Raw genomic sequence first — 21,275 nt, forward strand, 5'->3', positions numbered from 1 at the left:
TAATTTGTGTTCATATTTGTGCTCATGAAGAAATGGACCCAGGCGGCGCTGGCGCTTTTGCTGTTAATAGCCGCCATTGCCTGCAATAAGAACAGTGATTCGGATCTGCCGGATACCAGGGGCGGTATTACCGTATACCAGATGTTACCCAGTTATACCGTTAGTTTGGATTTTGTGCTGGATACGGCAATTATAGGCAGTAACCTGGGGTATGGCCAGAGCTCAGGCCCCTATAAATATTTCCGCGCGCAGAACTATAAACTGCTGATCTATCCCGCCGGTGTGCGTGACGATACGTTGCTGACAACAGAGCTGAGTGTGCGTAATGGACATAATATTTCCGTTTTCCTCTATGCAGACAGTACCAACCTGGTACGGTTGCGCACCACAGATGATGACCTGACCCCGCCCAGCACAGAGACTCCCCGGTCTAAGATACGGGTGGTAGATCTGGCGGATGTATCCGTACTGGTAGACGGTAGCAAGAATCTGCAGCCATTGGCCATGGATGTTTTTGTTGATTATATTGATGAAAAATCCATACCTGTATTCCGTAGCGTTAGTTTTGGGGCAATAACGCCCTCTTTGGAGATACTGGCACAGGACAAGGACCTGGACTTTAACTGGCGCGATTCCTCCAAAGTACTGCAAACGGCGCGGTTGAACGCGCAGGAAGGTAAGATCTATACCCTGGTGACCACAATTGGCAAGGGAAAACCTATAACTGATACCAGCTTCCGGCTGTGGCAGTTCATTAATAACTAAAAAGTAAAAGGGCATCCCGCTGTGATCTGCTTGCCGGAGGCAAGGAAAACCATTGAGCTTTTTAACTTTTTACTTTTAACTTTTTACTTATTTTAGCCGTTCAAATCAAAAACAAGTTTTCATCGGAGTTCAAAATCCATTTATCAACATGCGCAATGTTCAACAAACTGTGAAAAACGGATGCTTTACTTTATTAACTGCTGCCCTATTTGTAGCTTGTCAGCAGGGAGGTAAGACCGCTAACAATACTGCCACCGCGCCGGCAGCAGGCAATAATACCGCAGCCCCTGCAGGAGCAGGCGCCAGGATAGCTTATGTGGATCTTGATTCCGTAGAGGCACACTATGATTACTTCAAGGAGAAGAAAGCAGAGCTGGAGAAAAAGCAGCAGGCAATAGATAATGAGCTGAAAGCCAATTTACGCGCCCTGCAGAACGAAGCCGCTGATTTTCAGAGAAGGGCCAACAACAACCAGCTCACCCAAAGCGAGGGAGAGGCAGCGCAGCGTTCCTTGGGCGAAAAACAGCAGCAGCTGGAGGCCAAACGCCAGAACCTTTCCCAGCAATATATGGAGCAGGAAGCCAAGTTTAATGAAGACCTGCAGAAAAGGCTGGACGATTTCCTGAAAACCTTTAACGCAGATAAGAAGTATTCCTTCATCTTCTCTTACCGCGCCGGCGCCAGCAATATCCTGTATAAAGATGATGCGCTGGATATTACCGCCCCGGTATTAGAAGGATTGAACAAGATAGGTACAGAAAATAAGTAAGAATTAAGCGTTATATTGATATTTTTGGTACACTTGCGTTTAGCAACAGTGAACAGCCAAATTATTAATTATCCATTCTTAATTATTCTATGAGTGACAACCAACACGCATCTTTCAAACCTAGTTTAAGTTTATTGGATGCTACCATGATAGTTGCCGGTTCCATGATTGGATCCGGCATTTTTTTGGTATCAGCCGAGATAGCCCGCAGCGTAGGATCTGCCGGCTGGTTTACCGTTATGTGGGTACTGGCAGGCCTGGTAACCATGATCGCCGCCGTTAGCTATGGCGAACTATCTGGTATGTACCCACGCGCCGGCGGGCAGTATGTATACCTGCGGGAAGCCTATAACCCTTTTGTGGCCTTCCTGTTTGGCTGGACCCAGTTCAGCGTGATACAGACCGGCACCATCGCAGCAGTGGCGGTTGCCTTTGCCAAGTTTACGGCCTACCTGATCCCTTCTTTCAGTGAACAGCATATCCTGCTGGACCTGGGCTTTATGAAGGTATCTGCCGCGCAGATAGTTGCGATCGTTTCCATTATACTGCTCACCTATATCAATACCAAGGGAGTACGTAATGGTAAGATCATACAGACCGTATTTACCCTCGCTAAACTGCTGTCCCTCTTTGGCCTGATCATCTTTGGGTTCCTGCTGGGCGCCCGGCAGGAGGTATGGAACGCTAACTGGGAACATGCCTGGACAGCCATGTCCATGCAGCAGGTGAACGGCCAGACCGTAACCACGCTGCTTACCGGTATGGCTTTCCTGGGTGCGGTGGCCGTATCTATGAAAGGCTCCCTGTTCTCCAGCGACGCCTGGAACAATGTGACCTTTATTGCCGCGGAGATCAAGAACCCCGGCAAAAACATAGGCCGCTCCCTGTTCCTGGGTACCCTGATCGTGACCATTATCTATGTAAGCGCCAATATCATGTACCTGGCGGTGCTGCCACTGCAGGATATCGCCTTCGCGGCCAATGACCGTGTAGGCGTGGTTGCGGCAGAGCACATCTTTGGCAGCAGCGGTTCGCTGATCATTGCAGTAATGATCATGATCTCCACTTTTGGTTGTAATAACGGGCTGATATTGTCCGGCGCCCGTATCTATTACACAATGGCGCAGGATGGGCTGTTCTTTAAAAAAGCCGGCGCGCTTAATAAGTTCGACGTACCGGAAGGCGGCCTGTGGATCCAGTGTCTGTGGGCATGCCTGCTATGTTTGAGCGGCCGTTATGGCGATCTGCTGGCGCTGGTGATCTTTGGCGTACTGGTATTTTATGTGCTCACTATACTCGGCATCTTCATCCTGCGTAAGAAGCAGCCGGATACACCGCGGCCCTACAAGGCCTTTGGCTATCCTTTGCTGCCGATGATTTATATTATAGTAGCGGTGGCGCTGGCCTTACTGCTGCTGGTGTTTGAAGCTAATTATACGCTGCCAGGCCTGGGCATTATCCTGCTGGGTATCCCCTTGTACTATCTGGCTATGCGAAAAAAGTCGTAAGTGTTTAGTATTTAGTCGTTAAGGATCAAAATGGACAAATAACCGTTTTGATCTTTAGCGACTAATTATTTATAACTATTTATTATCCGTCACTAAAATGGATAAAACTGTATCAGCACTTACACAAAAGTTGTAGAAAAACAGCCCAAAAAACCTGCCCACTGCGGTATTTTTTACAGTGGTGTGGTTTAATTTGCACATACAGAGTTGTTCGGACCCGAATACAGATAGCGTGAGTAACCCTGGATGAAAACACGTATGAAAAGAAAACCCGTTGCCAGCTTTCAGTTGAGATTACCAGTAGTGGTATGCTTGCTTACAGGGGTATTGTCTTATCATATCAGCTATTACAATAATCAAAAATTATCCATACCGGCGTAGTACGTTGGGGTGCTATTGTTAGTATGTTATAATATAATATTATAAACTTATAAACTAGGTGGTTAAAAAACGTGAAGGTATTATAGCCCCAAGATAACCATTAAAAGCCTACACGATTTGCATTCTCGAACATTCACATGACAATCTTTTACAATAAGCCTAAGGTTTCTACCTTAGGCTTTTTTTGTTTTTGGCGTGTAAAGCCGCTAATATTAACAAATTGTAAACTCCACTTTGGCCATTGGTATCTCTTCTTCTGAGGAACGTACTCTTTCTGTAGTTGCGTTAGGTGACTGTTAACGGCAGAAATGAAAATAGACAAAAACATACTAGCTAAATATTTTAAAGGCGAGTGCAGCGAAGAAGAAGCTGCATTTGTAGACGCGTATCTTCAACAGGAAACAACGCCGGAAATGGACGCCTACCTGGCGACAACCTGGGAAGCAGCCCAGGCGCCAGTTATCCCTACACCTGTGGCAACCCCGGTGAAAACAGTAAAGCTGCACCGCGTTTGGTTCGGCGCCGCTGCAGCAATATTAGCGCTGGTGAGCGTATGTGCATGGTTATGGCAGTCTAAACGCACCATGCCGGAGCACGCCCTGGCCCTGCAGTGGGATACTATCTACAACGCCAGCCGTAATATACGCCTGGTATCTATGCCGGATGGTTCCAAGGTATGGCTCAGCGCCCATGCTGCCGTAGCGTACACCGCCAACTATAATGACACCACCCGCGAGTTATGGTTACAGGGAGAAGCATATTTTGATGTAGCGCAGCAGGCCGGTAAGCCCTTCCGGGTGCATACCCACGACCTGGTGACCACGGCATTGGGCACTGCTTTTAACATTGCTACCACCAACCGGGCAGACAGCAGTATTGCGGTGAGCCTGCTCTCAGGTAAAGTGTCTGTAAGCGCCGATGGATTCTCCCATATCCTGCAGCCCGGCGAGATGTTATTGTACAAAAAAGGCGTACTGCCCGCATCTATTACAAGATTTAATGCCGCAGAGATACTGGACTGGAAAAATGGTAAACTGATATTTGATAATACCACGTTGGAAGACGCCTTTGCCAAGCTGCAAAGCCGTTACAAACAAAATATAGTACTGGAAGACAACAACCTGGCGAAGAAAAAAGTATCGGGCTCATTTACTTCAAACATGACCCTTGAGCAGATACTTGCCACTTTACAATATGTGCATGGATTTTCCTATAAACTGGCGGGTGATACCTATGTAGTAGATAGACCATAAAGACAAAATCATATTAATAATAATAGCGCTGTAGACACGGCGCTTACTATCGGGGCAGCCCGAGCGGGGTATTCATTTTAATTAAAAAGCAAGAAAAAAGTATGCAAAAATCTACAAAAAGATTTTTTAACAGTAGCATCCTGAGAAAAGGCATGGTTGCACTGTTATGTTTTTTAGGGACAAATTATCAGGCTGCCATTGGTATGCAGTCATACAAGGGGTTAACAGACAAGGTACACATTAGTATGTTAAACACTACAGCGGCGGCTGTGGTAAAAATTTTGGAACAGCAGACAAGCTACACATTCATCTATGATCCGGAGTATCTGAAACAATGTAACCTAACCGGGTTAAAGTTGAAGGATAACACGCTTGCTGAGGTACTGCACTACCTGGATGTGTATGCACCTATAGATATATCTTATAATAACAATACAGTCGCGCTCCGTAAAGGCAAGCAGGAACGTGTAGCAGACAAAGGACGTATTACCGGTAAAGTGGTAGACAACAAGAATGAGCCGTTACCTGGCGTAACAATACAGATAGAAGGCGGACAAGGCACCGTGACCAATGTAGATGGTACGTATGATCTGCAGCTGGAACCGGGTACCTATACGCTTACATTCAGCTATATCTCTTATGAGTCCCGTAAAGTGACGGAAATTGTTGTAACGGAGAAGGGGATTACGCCATTGAATGTGTCGATGAAAAGCGCCGGTTCCCGTTTGAAAGAGGTGACAGTGACGGCAAATTATAAAAAGGCTTCTGTAGAAGGATTATATGCCATACAGAAGAACAATGCGGCCATCTCAGATGGTATTAGTGCAGACGTAATTGCCAGAACACCAGATAAAAACGTGGGAGAGGTGCTGAAGCGCGTGAGCGGGCTGTCTACCATGGATAACAAATATGTGGTAGTAAGGGGATTAAGCGAACGTTATAACCAGGCTATGCTGAACGGCCAGATCATGCCCAGCACAGAGCTGAACAGGAAGAATTTCAACTTTGACATTATTCCTGCCAACATGGTAGAAAATATCACTGTAATAAAAACGCTTACCCCGGATCAAAGCGCTGAATTTGGCGGCGGTCTTGTGCAGGTGAATACCGCGGAGATCCCGACTCATGATTTCCTGAATATCAGCGCCGGCGGCAGTATCAATGACAATACCACCGGTAAGACTTTTAACTCTTTGAAGCTGGAAGGTCGCGAATACTGGGGTAAAGCAGCTGAGCACAGGGACTTTTTAGGCACGCAGGACTGGAAGACCAAGAGTGACATGGTCAATCAGTTTCAAAAGCAGGGCAGCGGTTCAGCCGCTTTGGCTAACAACTGGGGACTGTATGAAATGAAGGCTTTGCCTTCACAAAACTATAAATTATCCGGTGGTAAGGTATTTAAGCTAGCTAACGGAAACCGCCTGGGTATCCTGGCGGCAGTAAGCTACCGTAACACCCTGGCTACACAGGACGTGGAAATGACACGGAATGCCTTCGGCAGCGGCCGTGGAGTGAACCCTTACGCTGATAGCACGCGGTTTAAAGGCAAGCGCTATGGATTCACGACTAACCTTGGCGGTTTGGCCGGCATAGGATACCAGACAGAGAAACACCGTATCAGCTTCCAGACTTTATACCTGCGTTCCCTGGATCAGCAGCTGATATTGGGTAAAGGTCAAAGTGAGGAACCTGATGCATTCATGCTGGGATATTATGATCTGACCACGCAAACGGAGGTATGGCAGAACCAGTTAAAGGGTGAGCATGTTATAGGCAAGCACAAGTTCAAATTATCTTGGATGGGTAGCTACCTGAACCTGGATCGTATGAGGCCGGATAACCATGCCATGAAGGCAACGGTAAAACAAGTATTAGATGATAAGTCCGGGGAATATAACCTTACTACACCTATTATCAATGATGGAGCCCCTGGGGGTGCGTTAAGAACCTGGAGCCGTGCGTACGAAAAGAATTATAACTGGCAGACAGACCTGTCAATGCCATTTAAGAAAGACCTGAGCAGCGTACATACTGAAAATACCGCCAAGATCGGCTACGCAGGTTGGGCTAAAGACCGGTCTTTCTTTGTGTTGAATACCGGTAGTGTGCCAACGAATACTGAAACCTTTCCGCCCTTGTCGCAGATCTTTGATCCGGCGGGTACCAATGTGTTCCTGAGCCCATTCAATGATGATTTTCATAAAACAGCAACACTGCATGCTGTATATGGTATGTTGGACAACAGAATAGGAGAAAAATGGCGCCTCGTATGGGGTGTAAGGGCGGAGTACTATAATCTGAACAATGTAAACACAGTACTGGATAGTCTTTTCAAACAGATCAACAGTGGCCGTCCGGATGCTCAGTATGACTATAGTGCATTAAAGAACCGGGAACCTAACTGGAACTTATTCCCGTCCGCTAACCTTACCTATAGTCTTACCCAGCAGATGAATCTGCGGTTAGCATATGCAAAGAGCATTATTCGTCCTGATCTGCGTGAGTTAGCCTTTTTCAGGGAGTATGATTTTGAACTAGGTGGAGAATACCAAAGTGGCCTGGTGCGCTCAACGGTGATAGATCACCTGGATTTCAGGTATGAGTGGTACCCTGGCCCCGGAGAGATCATGTCATTATCACTGTTCTATAAGGACAATAAATATCCTATGGAGATCTATAAGCAGGGAGATAACCGCGTATATGTGTTGAGGAACAATAAATCTGCCAAGAACTATGGTGTTGAAGTGGAAATACGTAAGTCCCTGCAATTCACTAAAGTACCGGTAATAAAGAACATAACGTTATACGGAAACTTTACTTATCTGGATGCAAAGGTGGTTCCTATGACCCTGGAAGCAAACAGGTTTGCGGAAGATAACCCACTGAAAATAGCGCCTGAGGAAGTACTGCTGCCGGAAGAGAAACGGCCGCAGACGGGGGCGAGCAACTACATGGTGAACGCGGGAGTTTATTATGATACCAAGCCGGTATCCCTGAGTGTAGTCTACAACTATGTGACGAACCGCGTATTCCGCCCTTCAGACATCTATGCCGCTTCACTTTTTGAAAGGCCGCTGGAAGCGCTGGATGCGCAGCTGGCCTTCAGGTTCCTGAAGCAGAAGGCAGAAGTAAGAGCGAACGTAGCAAATATCTTGAATAGTAGCACGATTGTATATACTAATAATGGTCCGGATGGGCGTCCGATTCAAGGCCGGGCACCTACTAAGAAAGAGTTACTGTATCAGAAGGAAACAGACCTGGTTGATTATATGGCGAGGCCAGGCCGTACTTATAGCATGACATTATCTTATACTTTTTAAAATGGCATATCGATATCCAAGTATAAACCCTGATCAGGTACCCTTTCTTTATTCATCATTTTTAAACCCAACGGAAAAATGAAAAACAGTTTCCCTATTTTGGTGGCACTTGCAGCCCTCATTGCTGGTGCTTCATCTTGCCAAAAAGACGCACAAAAAAGTGGTGACCGCCCTGTAAACGCCGGCGCCCTCGCTACTGCTTGCCCCACTGGTGCTCCTACCACCACAGTTACTTTGAGCGGTGTTATTTCCAGCAGCATGACGCTGAGCAACAACACCCTCTACAAACTGCAAGGTCTGGTGTACGTTACTTCCCCTGTTGGCGGCCCCGTTACTACACTGACCATCCAGGCTGGTACCAGGATTGAAGGCCAGGCTGGTGTAGGTTCTGCACCCGGTGGTGGCCTGATCATCACCCGTGGCGCACGCATCAACGCTGAAGGTAACCCGACTTGCCCCATCGTATTTACTTCTTATCGTCAGTCACTGGGTACTGCCCAATCTGGCGACTGGGCTGGTGTGATCCTGTTAGGCGCAGCACCTATCAACACTGCTACTGGCGCTACTACTGCAAGAGTAGAAGGTATTCCTGATAACGCACCTGCAAGCGCAGAATATGGCGGTACTGTTTGTACTGATACTTCTGGTATCTTCAAGTATGTACGTATCGAGTATGCTGGTTTCGCACTTAGCGCTAACAACGAGATCAACGGCCTTACCCTGGCTGGTGTAGGTAGCGGTACTGTTATCGATTTCGTAGAAGCTTACAAATCTAATGACGACGCCTTTGAATTCTTTGGTGGTACTGTAAATGCAAAACATCTGGTTTCTGTTGATGCATTGGATGATATGTTTGATACAGACAACGGTTTCCGCGGTAGCATTCAATACGCACTGGGTATGTCTGATACTACCAGAGCTGATTTCAGCGAGTCTAATGGTATTGAAAGCGACAATAATAGTGCAGGTAACGGCAATCTTCCTCAAACGAAGCCCGTATTCTCCAACATGACTATTATCGGTCTGCCTAATGCAACTTTAGCTAACAGGACTAACATGCCTCCTACTGGTACTGGTCTGTATGGCCGTTTCCAGATCAGAAGGAATTCTTCTTATGTACTGCAGAACTCTGTTCTGCTGGGCTTTAAGAAAGGTATAGAAGTTGATGGTACTGCTAGCCAGCTTAACTGGACCAACAACAGTATGTGTATTTCTCACGACCTGATTCACAACTATACTGATCTCAATTCTTGCTTCTTAGGTTCTAACCCTCTGGTTAAGCCTTTGCTGCCGGCGCCTGCATCTACCATTTTCTATGCACCTAATGGCACAACAAGCACTGATGAAGTAGCCGATCTGAAGTTGAAGGATCCGTTTAATCGTAGTGTTGCTGGCTTCTATATGCCAGTATTCAGCCCGCAGGCTGCGTTAAACTCTCCTGCTTTAAGTCAACCGACTAGCAGCAGCTGTTTAACAGTTCTTTGCTCTGGCACTAACCCCGTATTTACTTTCGATGCGCCTACTTTCCGTGGTGCATTCGGCCGGTCTGATGTTGCTGCTAACAACTGGGCTACCGGTTGGACCAAGTTTAGCGGTCAATAAATGATTTAATAAAGTCAATTAAGATGAAGATACCTGCAGTTGGAACAATTCCAACTGCAGGTTTTAAATACAATAATTAAATAATGAGAGGCAAAATTTTACTTTTTGTTGCTGCAATCGTAATAAGCAGCTTTTTGATCTTAACATCCTGCAAAAAGGGGGAACCAATCGAAGAAACTAATTTTATTAACATCAGTATATCCAAACTGTTCAGGGATTCTCCATCCATGGATATATATGTTAATGGTACGTTAAACAGTACCTTACCAGGTGGAGAACAAAGTCTAAAAGTGCTGTTGCCACAGAACAGCAGTAATGTGGAGATCTCCTTTAAGAAGCATGATGACAGCGCGGAGCTGATTGATACGGTGCTGGCAAGCCTAAAGGGGGGGATAGGACTAACTTATCTTTACAATGAAAGCCTGGGATTCAACCAATTCATTGGCAGCGAATTCAGACAGCCTTCGAGTGACTCTATGGCTGTTCAATTCCTGAATAATTTTAATTATGGATCCGGAAAAATAAATGTATTTATATATAAGTCTGTTGATGGATATAGTTATAGTGACGATAGCAAGGTTGATTCATTAATGGATATTAACGCAAATAAAGTATCGGACGTAAAAGTATTGCCTTATCTGGATGAAACCGGACAGCGTATCCTTTACGCGGTGGTAGTAGTAGACGCAGTAACCGGTTATAATGGAGTTGCTGAATACTATATAGATCTGGGATATGATCCTTACTCCGGCGGTTGGCCCATTAGTGCTCCACCTACAGACTTAGCAGCTGGGAAGCTGTCTATAGTGAAGGTGGAAAATTTTCCCTATGATGAGAATGGGAAACATTATGAGCAGATTAACATGGGGACAATATTTGAATATTGATGACGAGGTGACTGGCCACGGTAAATGGCGAGCATATACATGATGAGGACCCTGCTAATTCCGCAATAATATTCTCTAAGACTCTTTTAATTGATACCCATCCCTGATGCATACAGGGATGGGTATACATAAGCGTAGCCCTGTTAACGTTAAACCCACAATAAAATGAAAACCCGATCCCTCATTTATCCTTTATCAAATGGCATTGAGATGCTACTGGAAGTCAGGGTAAATATAGTTCCGGTAATATGATCGCAAATGATTGGGCAGCTGACTGGTCCAGATTTTTCTAAACTATAACAAGCAAATATTTATGCGTATCCTCAGCAATGGCATCCGGTTATCTGTAGCGTTGGCATTGGCGTGTGCTGTAATCACAGCATGCGAAAAGGAAGATAATAACACAGGCGTAATAAATGATGTACTAACCGTGCCTATACAGGATACGCTGCAACCCGTTATTTCAGAAAATACGTTATTAACCAATGCCCATCCCTGGTATATCCGGGGATGGGTGTATCTGGGAAATGAAGCAGTCCTGAAAATCGAGCCGGGAACAGTGATAAATATGTGCCCGGACGAGGAAGCAGGCGGAAACGGAGGCCTTATCATCACACGAGGCGCTAAGATAGTTGCCCAGGGACTGCCTCAATTGCCCATCCATTTTCAGCGCTCAGACTCCGGCAACAATGGCTGGCGGGGCATTATTATCCTGGGCAGGGCTACGCAGCAAAAGGCCTTTACGACATTTGAACATGAGATGTTACCAGCTGGTAAAAGCCTTGCTTATGGAGGCAACGAGCCAGATGACAGCTCCGGCGTGCTGCAACATGTGCAGATCGATTATGTGGCGCCGGTAAAAGGAAAACAACCAACACCCGGATTACTATTGCTGGGCGCCGGTAAAAAAACAAACATCAATAATGTGGTACTTCATCCATTGAATATTAATGGCGCCAGTTTGAACGACCGGCGCTTACCTTAATCCCTTGGTAATTGCATATAACCTGCTGTGAGATGGAAGGGTAGTCCCGCTCCCCGGCTTACCATTAAAAGAACACAAAATGACTGGTATGTTGTTTTTACAACATACCTTTTTTTATGCTGGCAGATCACTTGCGCAGTAAACTTGCTGGCAGGGTAACGATATTCCCATCTGCCATCCGCTTGCCGGCATCATACAACCGCAGGGTAGGGGATACAGGATGTGTTTCTCCGGTTATTCTGCCATTCCCACTAATAATGGAGATAGCTTTGGCAATCAGGGGGTCCCGGGTAGACCCCAGGGGGCTTAGGGGTTGTGTGCTCAGTTCATCAATAGTATATAGGGGCGTAATACCTTGTGTATACCCTCCTTCTCCTTTTACATTGGCCAGGTAATAAGTGATGGGCAGCATGGTCCAGGGGATCCGTTTGGGAGTGCGCAGATCGCTGATGATAATGGCGCCTTTGTCCTTGCCATAGGTAGGTTCGCCTATCTGCACTACGTTTGTATAAGGCCGGAGGTTATTGATGGTTAACTCTGCCGCGGAGGTGGTTTCGTGGCCGGATAATATAAATACCCGTGGCAGGGATAAACGGGTGGGGGATAAGGAGCTGAAGCTTACCGGCGCGCCGGCTTCCGGTACAGACAGTGCAGACTGGAAGGAGATGGTGCGCTGTCCCATGTATTTATTACCGGTATACCTGACAAAACCGCTTTGTTCATTAATACCGGGCGCTATCAATGCGCTGAGTAAGGCGGATGCGGTTACACTGCCGCCCGGATTATAACGGAGATCCAGGATAAGTTCACTCACCCCGGCATCCTTAAACTGCTGAAAAATACCTGTAAGCGGAAGGTTATAGGCGTCATTAAAATAGTTATAGAATAAGTAGGCTACCTTTTTTCCATTTACAGTAAGGATAGAATGGTTATGCACCGGGTCTTCCGCTATATTTCCCGCCGGCAGGGTTAGCGCCGTGCCCTCCGTAACGGTATTGCCTTGCACGGTGGCCGGCGTAAGCGATACTGACTGCTGTTGCAGCATGTTCTCGCCAAGTGTGCCCGCATTGCTGCTGCTAATGGCCTGGCCATTGATCCGCGTAAAATAATCACCGCGCTTTAACCCGCTAAACCCTGCGGTGGACCCTGGTAATACCAGCTTGATAACGCCTATGGCGCCACCCGGGGCCGTAGGCCAGTTGATGATGGAAAAGTCGATCCCATAGGTAAATAACATATACCGGGGATAGGTCTCGGGCACTTCAGGATTATAGATAATGGAAAACCTGTCTGCAGGGTTCTTTAACTTATTAAAAAAGGCTTGCGTTTCCGTTTGCTCTTCCGCCTTACCTGGCAGCTGATCGCTCCACAGGTAGAAATAATGCATACTGTCCAGTATCCAGTTATTGATCTCTTTCTGGGTAACAGGACCGGTAGGGGTAGGAGGTGTTTTATCTTTGGTACAGGCTGCCATCAGCAGCAACCATACAGGTACGGATAGGACCCTGTACAGGCGGTTATATTGAGGCATAACGGGATCTATTTAATTTCCATGTTGTAATGCAGCAGCAGTTCCCGGCGGATGAACTGCAGGGCCAGGTTCAGGTGGTTGCGGACAGTAGCAGGGGAGAGGCTCAATTCCTCCGCGATCTCTTTATGGCTTTGCCCTTTATCCCGGCTTAGCAGGTAGATATTGCGGCGTTGTTCCGGCATACGTTCTACCACTTTGTGCACCTGTTGCCAGAACTCTTTGCGCAGCAGCTGGTGTTCTTCCCGGCTTTCCGCTACATGGGTAGCCTGCCCGGACGACATTTGCGCCAGTGTTTGTTTTTCACGGTACAGTTTGCGGGTTTCATCTATAACAATGTGCCGGGTGAATACAAATAACAGTGGAAAAACGTCCTGTCCTTCTTCTATCTTATGCATGTTTTCCCAAAGCTTAATAAAGCACAACTGTGTGATCTCCTGCGCACGTACAGCATCTTCTGTGAGTTTATAAGCAAACCGGAACACCTTGTCATGGTTGGCTTTAAACAGCTGCTGGAACAGCACTTTTGACGGGTTATCAGACATAGATTATACATTACAATTTGCGGATTTAAATGTAAGTATTATATGTTACTTCAATGTTAAGAACGAACCGTCATTTGGGGGAAAGCTACGGTATTGGGCTACGTTATTCCCGCTGTCAGGGCCTTGCTCATGAAAATATGGCCTATGGGCCAATTTAATTACATTTGCGGGATGTTTACAGAATTATGTAACCAAATATTTAGCCAGAGCATACGGGATTACCATGTGCATAACGATGTGTATCAGCATATTGTAAATCCTTATGAAAAAAGCAGTATAGAGCATCTGCTGTATCTCAAGAACTGGATCGATACGGTGCAATGGCACCTGGAGGATATTATCCGCAACCCGGCCATAGACCCGGTAAAGGCGCTGGAGATCAAACGTTGGATAGACCGCTCTAACCAGGAACGTACGGATGTGGTGGAATATATAGACAGTTATTTCCTGGAGCAGTATAAGGGCGTGCAGCCCTTACCCGATGCAAAGATCAATACGGAAAGCCCGGCCTGGGCCATAGACCGCCTTTCTATACTGGCGCTGAAGATCTACCATATGCTGGAGGAAGCTACCCGTACAGACGCCACGGCAGAGCACCGCGCCGCTTGTCAGCGTAAGCTGGATATTTTACTGGAGCAGCGCCGGGACCTGGGTACCGCTATCGAGGACCTGCTGACTGATATTGCCGCGGGCAAAAAGTATATGAAGGTGTACAAGCAGATGAAAATGTACAACGATCCTTCCCTGAATCCTGTGTTATACGGCAGCAGTAAATAACCGCATGCAAAAGACCATACTTGCTATACGCTTTTCTGCACTGGGAGATGTTGCCATGACCATACCTGTTATGAGGCAGGTGTTGGCGGACAACCCGGACGTTCACATCGTTTTTGTATCTAATAAAAACTGGGGCGCCCTGTGTAAGGATATTCCGCGTCTTAGCTTTTTTCCGGCAGACCTTAAAGGCCGGCATAAAGGCATACCAGGGCTGTACCGGCTATTCCGGGAGATCCGCAGCGCACACCGCATACACGCGGTGGCTGACCTGCACGAGGTATTGCGGGCTAAAATAGTACGTACTTTTTTCCGCCTCAGCGGCGCTGCCGTAGCCGTAATAGATAAAGGCCGGTCAGAAAAAAAAGCCCTTACCCGTAAAGACGATAAGGTACTGCAACCGCTTACGCCGACTATTGACCGTTATGCCGCCGTTTTCCAGCAGCTGGGCCTGGCCTGCAATATGGATGGCGCCCCGCAGCTTGCCGTCCCCCAGCCGCTTACAGCCGCTATTACTGCCATTACCGGAACGCCGGAGCAAACTGCCTGGATAGGGCTGGCGCCTTTTGCCACCTACCGGGAAAAGACTTATCCGCTGGAGAAGATGGAGCAAGCACTGGCCACCCTCACCCAACCATCGCAGCACCAGGTGCTATTATTTGGTGGTGGCGCCCGGGAGGTGGAGCAGCTTACCGCGCTGGCGCAGCGTTACCCGCGCACCATTGTAATTGCCGGCCGTTTTTCCTTGGAAGAAGAACTGGCAATTATCAGCCATTTGCAGGTCATGATCAGTATGGATTCCGCCAATATGCACCTGGCCTCGTTATTTGGCATACCGGTGGTATCTGTATGGGGCGCTACGCACCCTTACGCCGGTTTTATGGGATACCGCCAAAGTATGGACCGCGCTATACAGGTAACAGACCTTCCCTGCCGGCCCTGTTCCGTATTTGGCAATAAACCCTGTTACCGTGGAGATCATGCCTGTATGGAGTGGATAACACCGGAACGGATATCAGAGAAAGTACAGGCCCTGTTACGGGAGGCTCGCTAACTGATTGATTATGTGTAGATAAAAAAAGGTGGAACAATTTTTTTGAAGTAATAAAAAAAAGGCTAATTTTGCCATCCCAATTCAACGGTGCCCTATAGTATAATGGTAGTACGACAGATTTTGGTTCTGTTTGTCTAGGTTCGAATCCTGGTAGGGCAACTAGGTATCCTTAAAAGGATCAAAGTATTTAAACCCGCTGCAGCGAAAGTTCCGGCGGGTTTTTCTTTTATATGCCTGTCCCGCACTACGCTCCTTTTTTCAACTATAAATTACCTGACCAATGCAATATATTAGCGCTGCGCTATAAACAACCTCCTATTGTCAACACACCAGGCATATAATGAAAAAGAGCTCCTTATCCGCATAGCGGAGGGGGATGAAGCCGCTTTTTCGATCCTGTTTGGGATTTACCTGGGCAAACTAAAGCCTTTTGTAGAAAAGCTGGTGGTTTCTGAGGATGATACACGGGAGATCATACAAGAGACCTTTGTACGCTTATGGCTTAGCAGGGACAAACTGCCGCATGTGGAGCACCCCTCCGCCTATATCTTCAGGATCGCAGCCAACCAATATCATATGTACCTAAGACGGCGGCTTTCACAAGAAAGGGCCGTAGCAGGCTATGAGAAAACTGTGCAGCCAATGTCCGACAATACAGAACATACCCTCCGGTTACATGAATTACAGCGGTTAGTGCAGGATGCGATCAGCAGGTTGCCGGAAAAGCGCCGGATCATCTTCCATATGAGCAGAAATGAAGGCATGAGCATCCGGGAAATTGCCGCCACCCTTAATCTTTCCCCCAAAACAGTCAAGAACACCCTTTTTACTGCCCTGGGCAATATCCGCCAGTACCTTGCTGCTGCCGGTGAGGCCGGATGGTGGCTGATACTCCTGTTTTTAATCAGATAAAAAATATTTTTTACCGCAATGGGCCCATCCCGTTGCGAGATGCATCTTTTCATTATATCATATGGAAAAACAACGGCTATTTTACCTTTTGTCCGCCCACGCAGCCGGACGCCTGACGGAAGAAGAACGGCAGGAGCTTGCTGCATTTGCTATGGACCCCGCCATGGCAGATGATTTTCAGCGCCAGCTGGCAGCCATGATGGAAGAGGCGCCGGAAGGGCAGGAGCAGATAGGAGAAGAGTGGAAAACGGTATTTACGGCCGTAATAGATGCGGACAAGGCGCGGGACGAGGAACGGCGCCGCATACCGTCATTTTTCCATAGATGGCGCTGGGCAGCCGTATTGATACCGCTGATGATCGCGGTAGCTTATTTCCTGGTACCCGGTAAAAAAGCTACCGTACCATCTAATACACAGGCAATAGCGGCGGATATAGCCCCGGGCCGGAATGGCGCGGTGCTTACCCTTGCAGACGGTTCACAGGTGGTATTAGACAGCCTGGGAAATGGCGTAATTGCCACACAAAAAGGTGCGCAGGTAATGCTGAACAGTGGTCAGCTCTCCTATGCGCCATCCCATAAAGGAGAAGGCACGGACTATAATATGATCACAACGCCCAAAGGCCGCCAGTTCAAACTGGTTTTGCCGGACGGTACCGGAGTATGGCTGAATGCCGCCAGCTCACTTAGATTCCCCACATCATTTACAGGAAAGGCGAGAGTAATAGACGTGACCGGTGAGGCCTATTTTGAAGTGGCCCGGAATGCCAACATGCCTTTTTATGTAAATGTGAACGGACATACCCGGGTGGAAGTACTGGGTACCCGCTTTAATATAAATGCATATAAGAATGAGCAGCATATCAATACTACGCTGGTCGCAGGCAGCGTAAGGGTGGCAGCGGGTACCGGCGGTGCTTCCGTACTGCTAAAGCCGGGCCAGCAGGCCCAATCCGGCGGGCAGACGGAAGGCGCTATCAAAGTGGTAAATAATGCGGACATCGAAAAAATAATAGCCTGGAAAGACGGTCTTTTCAATTTCAATGGCGTTTCCCTACGAGAAGTGATGCGGCAGCTGGAGCGCTGGTACGATATAGAGGTGGTCTATGAAAAAAATGTGCCTGATATCAGCTTTTATGGAAAAATGACAAAAGACGTGTCGCTGAACGGGCTGCTGATAGGCCTGCAGAAATCTGAAGTACATCTGCGTATAGAAGGGAGGAAACTGATCGTATTACCATAGGATAATCTAAACAAACAATTATATCACTTATTAAAAACTACGTGTGACTAACTGAAAATGCAAAAGTACAAAGCCACCATTCCATGTTATTATCGTTTGGCCATCCCGCCTGAATAAAAAGGATCAGCGACTTAAACAGAAAACCGCCACGGGTGATGACCGTGACGGTTGATTGATTTAGCCGCTTCCAAAACAGTGTCCAAACCATTTTTTCACATCCTAAATCACTTGCAATTTATGCAAAAAAACAGCTTTTGGCTGCTCATCAGCCGGAGGGGACGCTTATGCCTATCCGAACCGCTCCTTGATGAAGGCAGCCTGGCCTTTGAACACAACAGAGGCCTCACCAAAATGCTAAAGGCTATGAAACTTGCCGCCATCCTGTTAACGGTTGCTTTTATGCAGGTAAAGGCTTCCGGATTAGCGCAGAACGTAACAATATCCGCAAAGGACGTCAGCCTGGAACAGGTATTCAACGTTATCGAAAAACAAACGGGCTATGTTGTATTTGCCAATGAACAGTTATTGGTCAATACCAGCAAGGTTTCCGTTGATGTTGTAAACGCACAGCTATCAGACCTGCTGAATATGGTGCTGCGCAACCAGCCGCTGGACTATACGATCCAGGGTAAAACAATATTCCTTTCCCGCAAGCCGCCGGTGACCACCCGGTCATGGGCGCTTCCCATAACCGCGCTACCCCCGCCCGTTACAGGACGGGTAGTAGATGCTGACGGGCAGCCGCTAACCGGCGTGAACATCGTGATCCGTGGAAAAAGCAAGGGCGCTACCACTGGCGCCGACGGTTCTTTTTCGCTGGATGTGACAGAAGGGGACGTGCTGCAGATCAGTTTTATAGGCTTCTCTCCGCTAACGGTCCGCCTCACAGGCGGGGCCTTCCAGGAAGTAAGCGCTGAGGCTGCAGGACAGCAGCCCGCCGCAGCCGTGAAGTCAAAACTGGTAAATGCTTCCGCATCCGGTCTACTGGTTTCGCTGGCCTTGAGCACTTCCCCCCTGGATGAGATACAGGTGGTAGGTTATGGTACGCAACGGAAAGGCGATGTGACGGGCGCTATTTCATCTGTTCATGCCGATGCATTAAAGGATCAGCCGGTGGTTAACCTGCAGGGCGCCCTTGAAGGCAAAACAGCGGGCGTGCAGATCATTCAGAACTCCGGCGCTCCCGGGGCAGGCGCACAGGTACGTATCCGGGGCCTTACCTCTATCAATAATTCTGATCCGTTATATGTGGTGGATGGTATTCCGCTTGCATCCAATGATATCAACATCATCGATCCCTCCAATATTGAATCCATCGATATCCTGAAGGATGCGTCCGCACAAGCCATCTATGGCTCCAGGGGCGCTAACGGCGTGGTGCTGATCAAAACAAAAAGAGGCTCGCGCGGCGATGCGGAGATCAGCTTTGGCACCTACCAGGGCGTTGCCCAGGTGCGTAAAAAGCTGGATATGGTCAACGCTTCGGATTATGTGATGCTGAATAACGAAGCCTACAAAAATGCCAACCAGTCCTCTCCGTTTACAGATCCCCCTTCTGCCTATACGCAATCGACTGACTGGCAGGATGCATTATTCCGGAATGGCTATGTACAGAACTATAACCTGGCTATCAGCGGTGGTGGCCCTAACGTTATTTACCGTGTAAGTGGCAGCTATCTGGATCAGCAGGGCACCATCGTGGGATCAGATTATAACAGGATCAATCTCTCCAATAACCTTACCTTCAATCCCAAACCGGGCCTGGAGTTCGGTGAAAGCCTCGCCTTCAACAGATCTGTCAGCCATAGTGTGCAAACAGAATTTGGCAGCAACGTGATCAACGATGCATTTGCAGAAGATCCCACTATTCCTGTACAGGACGCCAATGGCAACTATACTGCTACAAAATATTCAGACATTGTAAATCCGCTGGCCAAGATCCATTACCTGTATGGCAACTGGCCCTATACACAAAATGGATTGCTGGGCAATACCTACCTGCAGTATAAACCCATCAAAGGCCTGACGCTGAAGACATCCTACAGCCTGGACCTGAAATTTTCCGATACCAAGCAGTTTACGCCTACTTATAATGTAGCGCCTAACTTTAATAATCCCAACGCAAAGCTTTACCGCCAAAAAGACCAGGTAACCAACTGGACCTGGGATAATACCATCAACTACGAATTCGATATCAGCAGCAACCATCACTTTAGTGTGCTGGCCGGTACCTCTGCTGAGCGCTTCACCTATAACTATATCAATGGTTCCAACCAGGGACAGCCAGGTAATGATCCGTACCTTCAGTACCTGGATGCCGGTATCAGCAACCAGCAGATAGGCGGCAGCCAGCAGCAATGGGGCTTGTTATCCTACATGGGCCGCCTGAACTATAATTTCAGGGGCACTTATTTCCTGACAGCCACCCTGCGCCGTGACGGCTCCTCCAAGTTTGGCGCTAATGAAAAATACGGCAACTTCCCCTCTGCATCGCTGGGGTGGAATGTGACGAACGAATCATTTTTCCCGAAAAGCAGCCCGCTTAGCTATCTGAAGGTCCGCGGAAGCTGGGGTGTTGTAGGTAACCAGGCCAGTGTGGGGTATTATGACTATTCCGCCGGTATCAATACCTATTACTATGCCATCGGGAACCCTGCACTTGCATTTCCCGTTGCAGATCCTGCGGGGCTTGCCAATCCTAACCTGAAATGGGAACAGGTGGAACAATGGAATGCCGGCTTCGACTACAGCCTGTTCAATGACAGGCTGACCGGTTCTTTTGACTACTATCAGAAGAAAACGAAAGACATGCTGCTGAACCTGAATATACTTTCCGTATCCGGCTTTACCCAGAGCCCCCGCCAGAATGCCGGCTCCATGCAGAACTCCGGCTTCGAATTTTCAGCGGACTACAAACAGGAGATCAGTAAGGACTTTAAGCTAAGCGCCGGCATACACTTTGCCACCATCCGCAACAAAGTGCTTGACCTGGTGCTGACCGGGCAAAAGATCTATAGCGGTAATATCAAACCCGGCCAAACATTGCTAACACAAGTAGGGCATCCTGTAGCTTCTTTTTATGGGTATGTAGTGGATGGCATTTTCCAGACACAGGCGGAAGTGGACGCGGCGCCCAAACAACGCGATGGCACCGGTCCCGGTGATTTCCGTTACAAAAACCTCAACGGTGATAAGGTCATAGATGAGAAGGATCAGACCTATCTTGGGTCGCCCATCCCCAAGCTGACATATGGTTTTAACCTGCGTGGGAACTATAAGAACTTCGACTTCAGCATGTTCTTTTCCGGTGTATATGGCAACAAGATACTGGCTGCCTACAAATACTACACTAACGGCTTTTTCATTTCCAACTACAACATGGAAACAGAAGCTCTTGGCAGGTGGACCGGCCCAGGTACCAGCACTACCCTGCCCCGCCTGATAGCCAGCGATCCGAATAACAACTCCCGCGTATCTGACTGGTACCTGCAAAGCGGTTCCTACCTGCGCCTGCAGAACCTTACGATAGGGTATACCATTCCGAAAGCGGCGCTGAAAATGATCAAATCAATAAGGGTATATGCGGCGGCACAGAACCTGCTTACGTTCACGAAATATAAAGGATACGATCCGGAGATAGGACAGCAATACAGTGGCGCCAGCGGCACGCTGGATATTGGGGTGGATAACGGCACCTACCCCCAGAGCCGCACTATTTCTGCCGGTGTAAACCTGTCTTTCTAAAAACT

At 47.8% G+C, this 21,275-nt stretch carries 15 protein-coding genes and 1 tRNA gene; 14 read left to right on the forward strand and 2 right to left on the reverse strand.

The window, feature by feature from the left end; translation table 11 throughout:
• Positions 1 to 24 precede the first annotated feature (24 nt).
• From F0L74_RS17370 to F0L74_RS17405, 8 genes are all read left to right on the forward strand, one after another.
• On the forward strand, positions 25 to 765 hold the full coding sequence (locus F0L74_RS17370) for a DUF4397 domain-containing protein (protein ID WP_149839156.1): 741 nt from the start codon (positions 25 to 27) through the stop codon (positions 763 to 765).
• Between the two features lie 169 nt (positions 766 to 934).
• Positions 935 to 1,534: an OmpH/Skp family outer membrane protein gene (locus F0L74_RS17375; RefSeq protein WP_188316045.1), complete on the forward strand. Its 600-nt coding sequence runs from the start codon at positions 935 to 937 to the stop codon at positions 1,532 to 1,534.
• Between the two features lie 89 nt (positions 1,535 to 1,623).
• The gene (locus F0L74_RS17380; protein WP_149839158.1) at positions 1,624 to 3,042 is read left to right on the forward strand and encodes an APC family permease; all 1,419 of its coding nucleotides are present in this window, start codon (positions 1,624 to 1,626) and stop codon (positions 3,040 to 3,042) included.
• Positions 3,043 to 3,731: 689 nt separating this feature from the next.
• Entirely contained in the window at positions 3,732 to 4,676 is a 945-nt protein-coding gene (locus F0L74_RS17385) for a FecR family protein (RefSeq protein ID WP_149839159.1), read from the forward strand.
• A 281-nt stretch (positions 4,677 to 4,957) separates the two neighbouring features.
• Positions 4,958 to 7,996 carry a TonB-dependent receptor gene (locus F0L74_RS17390; protein WP_246197752.1) on the forward strand — a complete coding sequence of 1,013 codons (3,039 nt, stop codon included), beginning with the start codon at positions 4,958 to 4,960 and terminating at the stop codon, positions 7,994 to 7,996.
• Between the two features lie 78 nt (positions 7,997 to 8,074).
• On the forward strand, positions 8,075 to 9,598 hold the full coding sequence (locus F0L74_RS17395; RefSeq protein WP_149839160.1) for a beta-helix domain-containing protein: 1,524 nt from the start codon (positions 8,075 to 8,077) through the stop codon (positions 9,596 to 9,598).
• Positions 9,599 to 9,681: 83 nt separating this feature from the next.
• On the forward strand, positions 9,682 to 10,485 hold the full coding sequence (locus tag F0L74_RS17400) for a hypothetical protein (RefSeq protein WP_149839161.1): 804 nt from the start codon (positions 9,682 to 9,684) through the stop codon (positions 10,483 to 10,485).
• A gap of 313 nt (positions 10,486 to 10,798) precedes the next feature.
• On the forward strand, positions 10,799 to 11,470 hold the full coding sequence (locus F0L74_RS17405; RefSeq protein ID WP_149839162.1) for a beta-helix domain-containing protein: 672 nt from the start codon (positions 10,799 to 10,801) through the stop codon (positions 11,468 to 11,470).
• Positions 11,471 to 11,597: 127 nt separating this feature from the next.
• Here F0L74_RS17405 and F0L74_RS17410 read toward each other — a convergent pair whose 3' ends face one another.
• Together F0L74_RS17410 and F0L74_RS17415 are read right to left on the reverse strand one after the other, a co-directional pair.
• Positions 11,598 to 13,001: a S41 family peptidase gene (locus tag F0L74_RS17410; protein WP_149839163.1), complete on the reverse strand. Its 1,404-nt coding sequence runs from the start codon at positions 12,999 to 13,001 to the stop codon at positions 11,598 to 11,600.
• An 8-nt stretch (positions 13,002 to 13,009) separates the two neighbouring features.
• Complete coding sequence (locus F0L74_RS17415; protein WP_149839164.1) at positions 13,010 to 13,543, reverse strand: RNA polymerase sigma-70 factor; 534 nt, start codon at positions 13,541 to 13,543, stop codon at positions 13,010 to 13,012.
• A gap of 171 nt (positions 13,544 to 13,714) precedes the next feature.
• On the opposite strand from F0L74_RS17415, the gene F0L74_RS17420 reads away from it, so the two are divergent.
• The 6 genes from F0L74_RS17420 (at position 13,715) to F0L74_RS17445 (ending at position 21,270) form a co-directional block, all read left to right on the forward strand.
• Positions 13,715 to 14,320 carry a DUF4254 domain-containing protein gene (locus tag F0L74_RS17420; RefSeq protein WP_149839165.1) on the forward strand — a complete coding sequence of 202 codons (606 nt, stop codon included), beginning with the start codon at positions 13,715 to 13,717 and terminating at the stop codon, positions 14,318 to 14,320.
• A gap of 4 nt (positions 14,321 to 14,324) precedes the next feature.
• Positions 14,325 to 15,371 carry a glycosyltransferase family 9 protein gene (locus F0L74_RS17425; RefSeq protein ID WP_149839166.1) on the forward strand — a complete coding sequence of 349 codons (1,047 nt, stop codon included), beginning with the start codon at positions 14,325 to 14,327 and terminating at the stop codon, positions 15,369 to 15,371.
• An 88-nt stretch (positions 15,372 to 15,459) separates the two neighbouring features.
• Positions 15,460 to 15,530 (forward strand) — tRNA-Gln (locus F0L74_RS17430).
• 159 nt (positions 15,531 to 15,689) lie between these two features.
• Positions 15,690 to 16,283 (forward strand): RNA polymerase sigma factor, encoded by a 594-nt coding sequence (locus tag F0L74_RS17435; RefSeq protein ID WP_188316046.1) that lies wholly within the window; start codon positions 15,690 to 15,692, stop codon positions 16,281 to 16,283.
• Positions 16,284 to 16,344: 61 nt separating this feature from the next.
• A complete protein-coding gene (locus tag F0L74_RS17440; protein WP_149839168.1) occupies positions 16,345 to 17,526 on the forward strand; it encodes a FecR family protein in 1,182 nt (393 codons plus the stop codon).
• A gap of 237 nt (positions 17,527 to 17,763) precedes the next feature.
• Positions 17,764 to 21,270, forward strand: a complete 3,507-nt coding sequence (locus tag F0L74_RS17445) for a TonB-dependent receptor (RefSeq protein ID WP_149839169.1) — start codon at positions 17,764 to 17,766, stop codon at positions 21,268 to 21,270.
• The last annotated feature ends 5 nt before the right edge of the window (positions 21,271 to 21,275 follow it).

The sequence above is a fragment of the Chitinophaga agrisoli genome (assembly GCF_008386695.1).
In the GTDB taxonomy this organism is placed as follows: domain Bacteria; phylum Bacteroidota; class Bacteroidia; order Chitinophagales; family Chitinophagaceae; genus Chitinophaga; species Chitinophaga agrisoli.

What these genes read in the sequence shown, in the direction of transcription:
- F0L74_RS17370 (WP_149839156.1), top strand. Translation starts at nt 25, where the DNA reads ATGAAGAAATGGACCCAGGCGGCGCTGGCGCTTTTGCTGTTAATAGCC.
- F0L74_RS17380 (WP_149839158.1), top strand. Translation starts at nt 1,624, where the DNA reads ATGAGTGACAACCAACACGCATCTTTCAAACCTAGTTTAAGTTTATTG.
- F0L74_RS17385 (WP_149839159.1), top strand. Translation starts at nt 3,732, where the DNA reads ATGAAAATAGACAAAAACATACTAGCTAAATATTTTAAAGGCGAGTGC.
- F0L74_RS17395 (WP_149839160.1), top strand. Translation starts at nt 8,075, where the DNA reads ATGAAAAACAGTTTCCCTATTTTGGTGGCACTTGCAGCCCTCATTGCT.
- F0L74_RS17400 (WP_149839161.1), top strand. Translation starts at nt 9,682, where the DNA reads ATGAGAGGCAAAATTTTACTTTTTGTTGCTGCAATCGTAATAAGCAGC.
- F0L74_RS17405 (WP_149839162.1), top strand. Translation starts at nt 10,799, where the DNA reads ATGCGTATCCTCAGCAATGGCATCCGGTTATCTGTAGCGTTGGCATTG.
- F0L74_RS17410 (WP_149839163.1), bottom strand. Translation starts at nt 13,001, where the DNA reads ATGCCTCAATATAACCGCCTGTACAGGGTCCTATCCGTACCTGTATGG.
- F0L74_RS17415 (WP_149839164.1), bottom strand. Translation starts at nt 13,543, where the DNA reads ATGTCTGATAACCCGTCAAAAGTGCTGTTCCAGCAGCTGTTTAAAGCC.
- F0L74_RS17420 (WP_149839165.1), top strand. Translation starts at nt 13,715, where the DNA reads ATGTTTACAGAATTATGTAACCAAATATTTAGCCAGAGCATACGGGAT.
- F0L74_RS17425 (WP_149839166.1), top strand. Translation starts at nt 14,325, where the DNA reads ATGCAAAAGACCATACTTGCTATACGCTTTTCTGCACTGGGAGATGTT.
- F0L74_RS17440 (WP_149839168.1), top strand. Translation starts at nt 16,345, where the DNA reads ATGGAAAAACAACGGCTATTTTACCTTTTGTCCGCCCACGCAGCCGGA.
- F0L74_RS17445 (WP_149839169.1), top strand. Translation starts at nt 17,764, where the DNA reads ATGCAAAAAAACAGCTTTTGGCTGCTCATCAGCCGGAGGGGACGCTTA.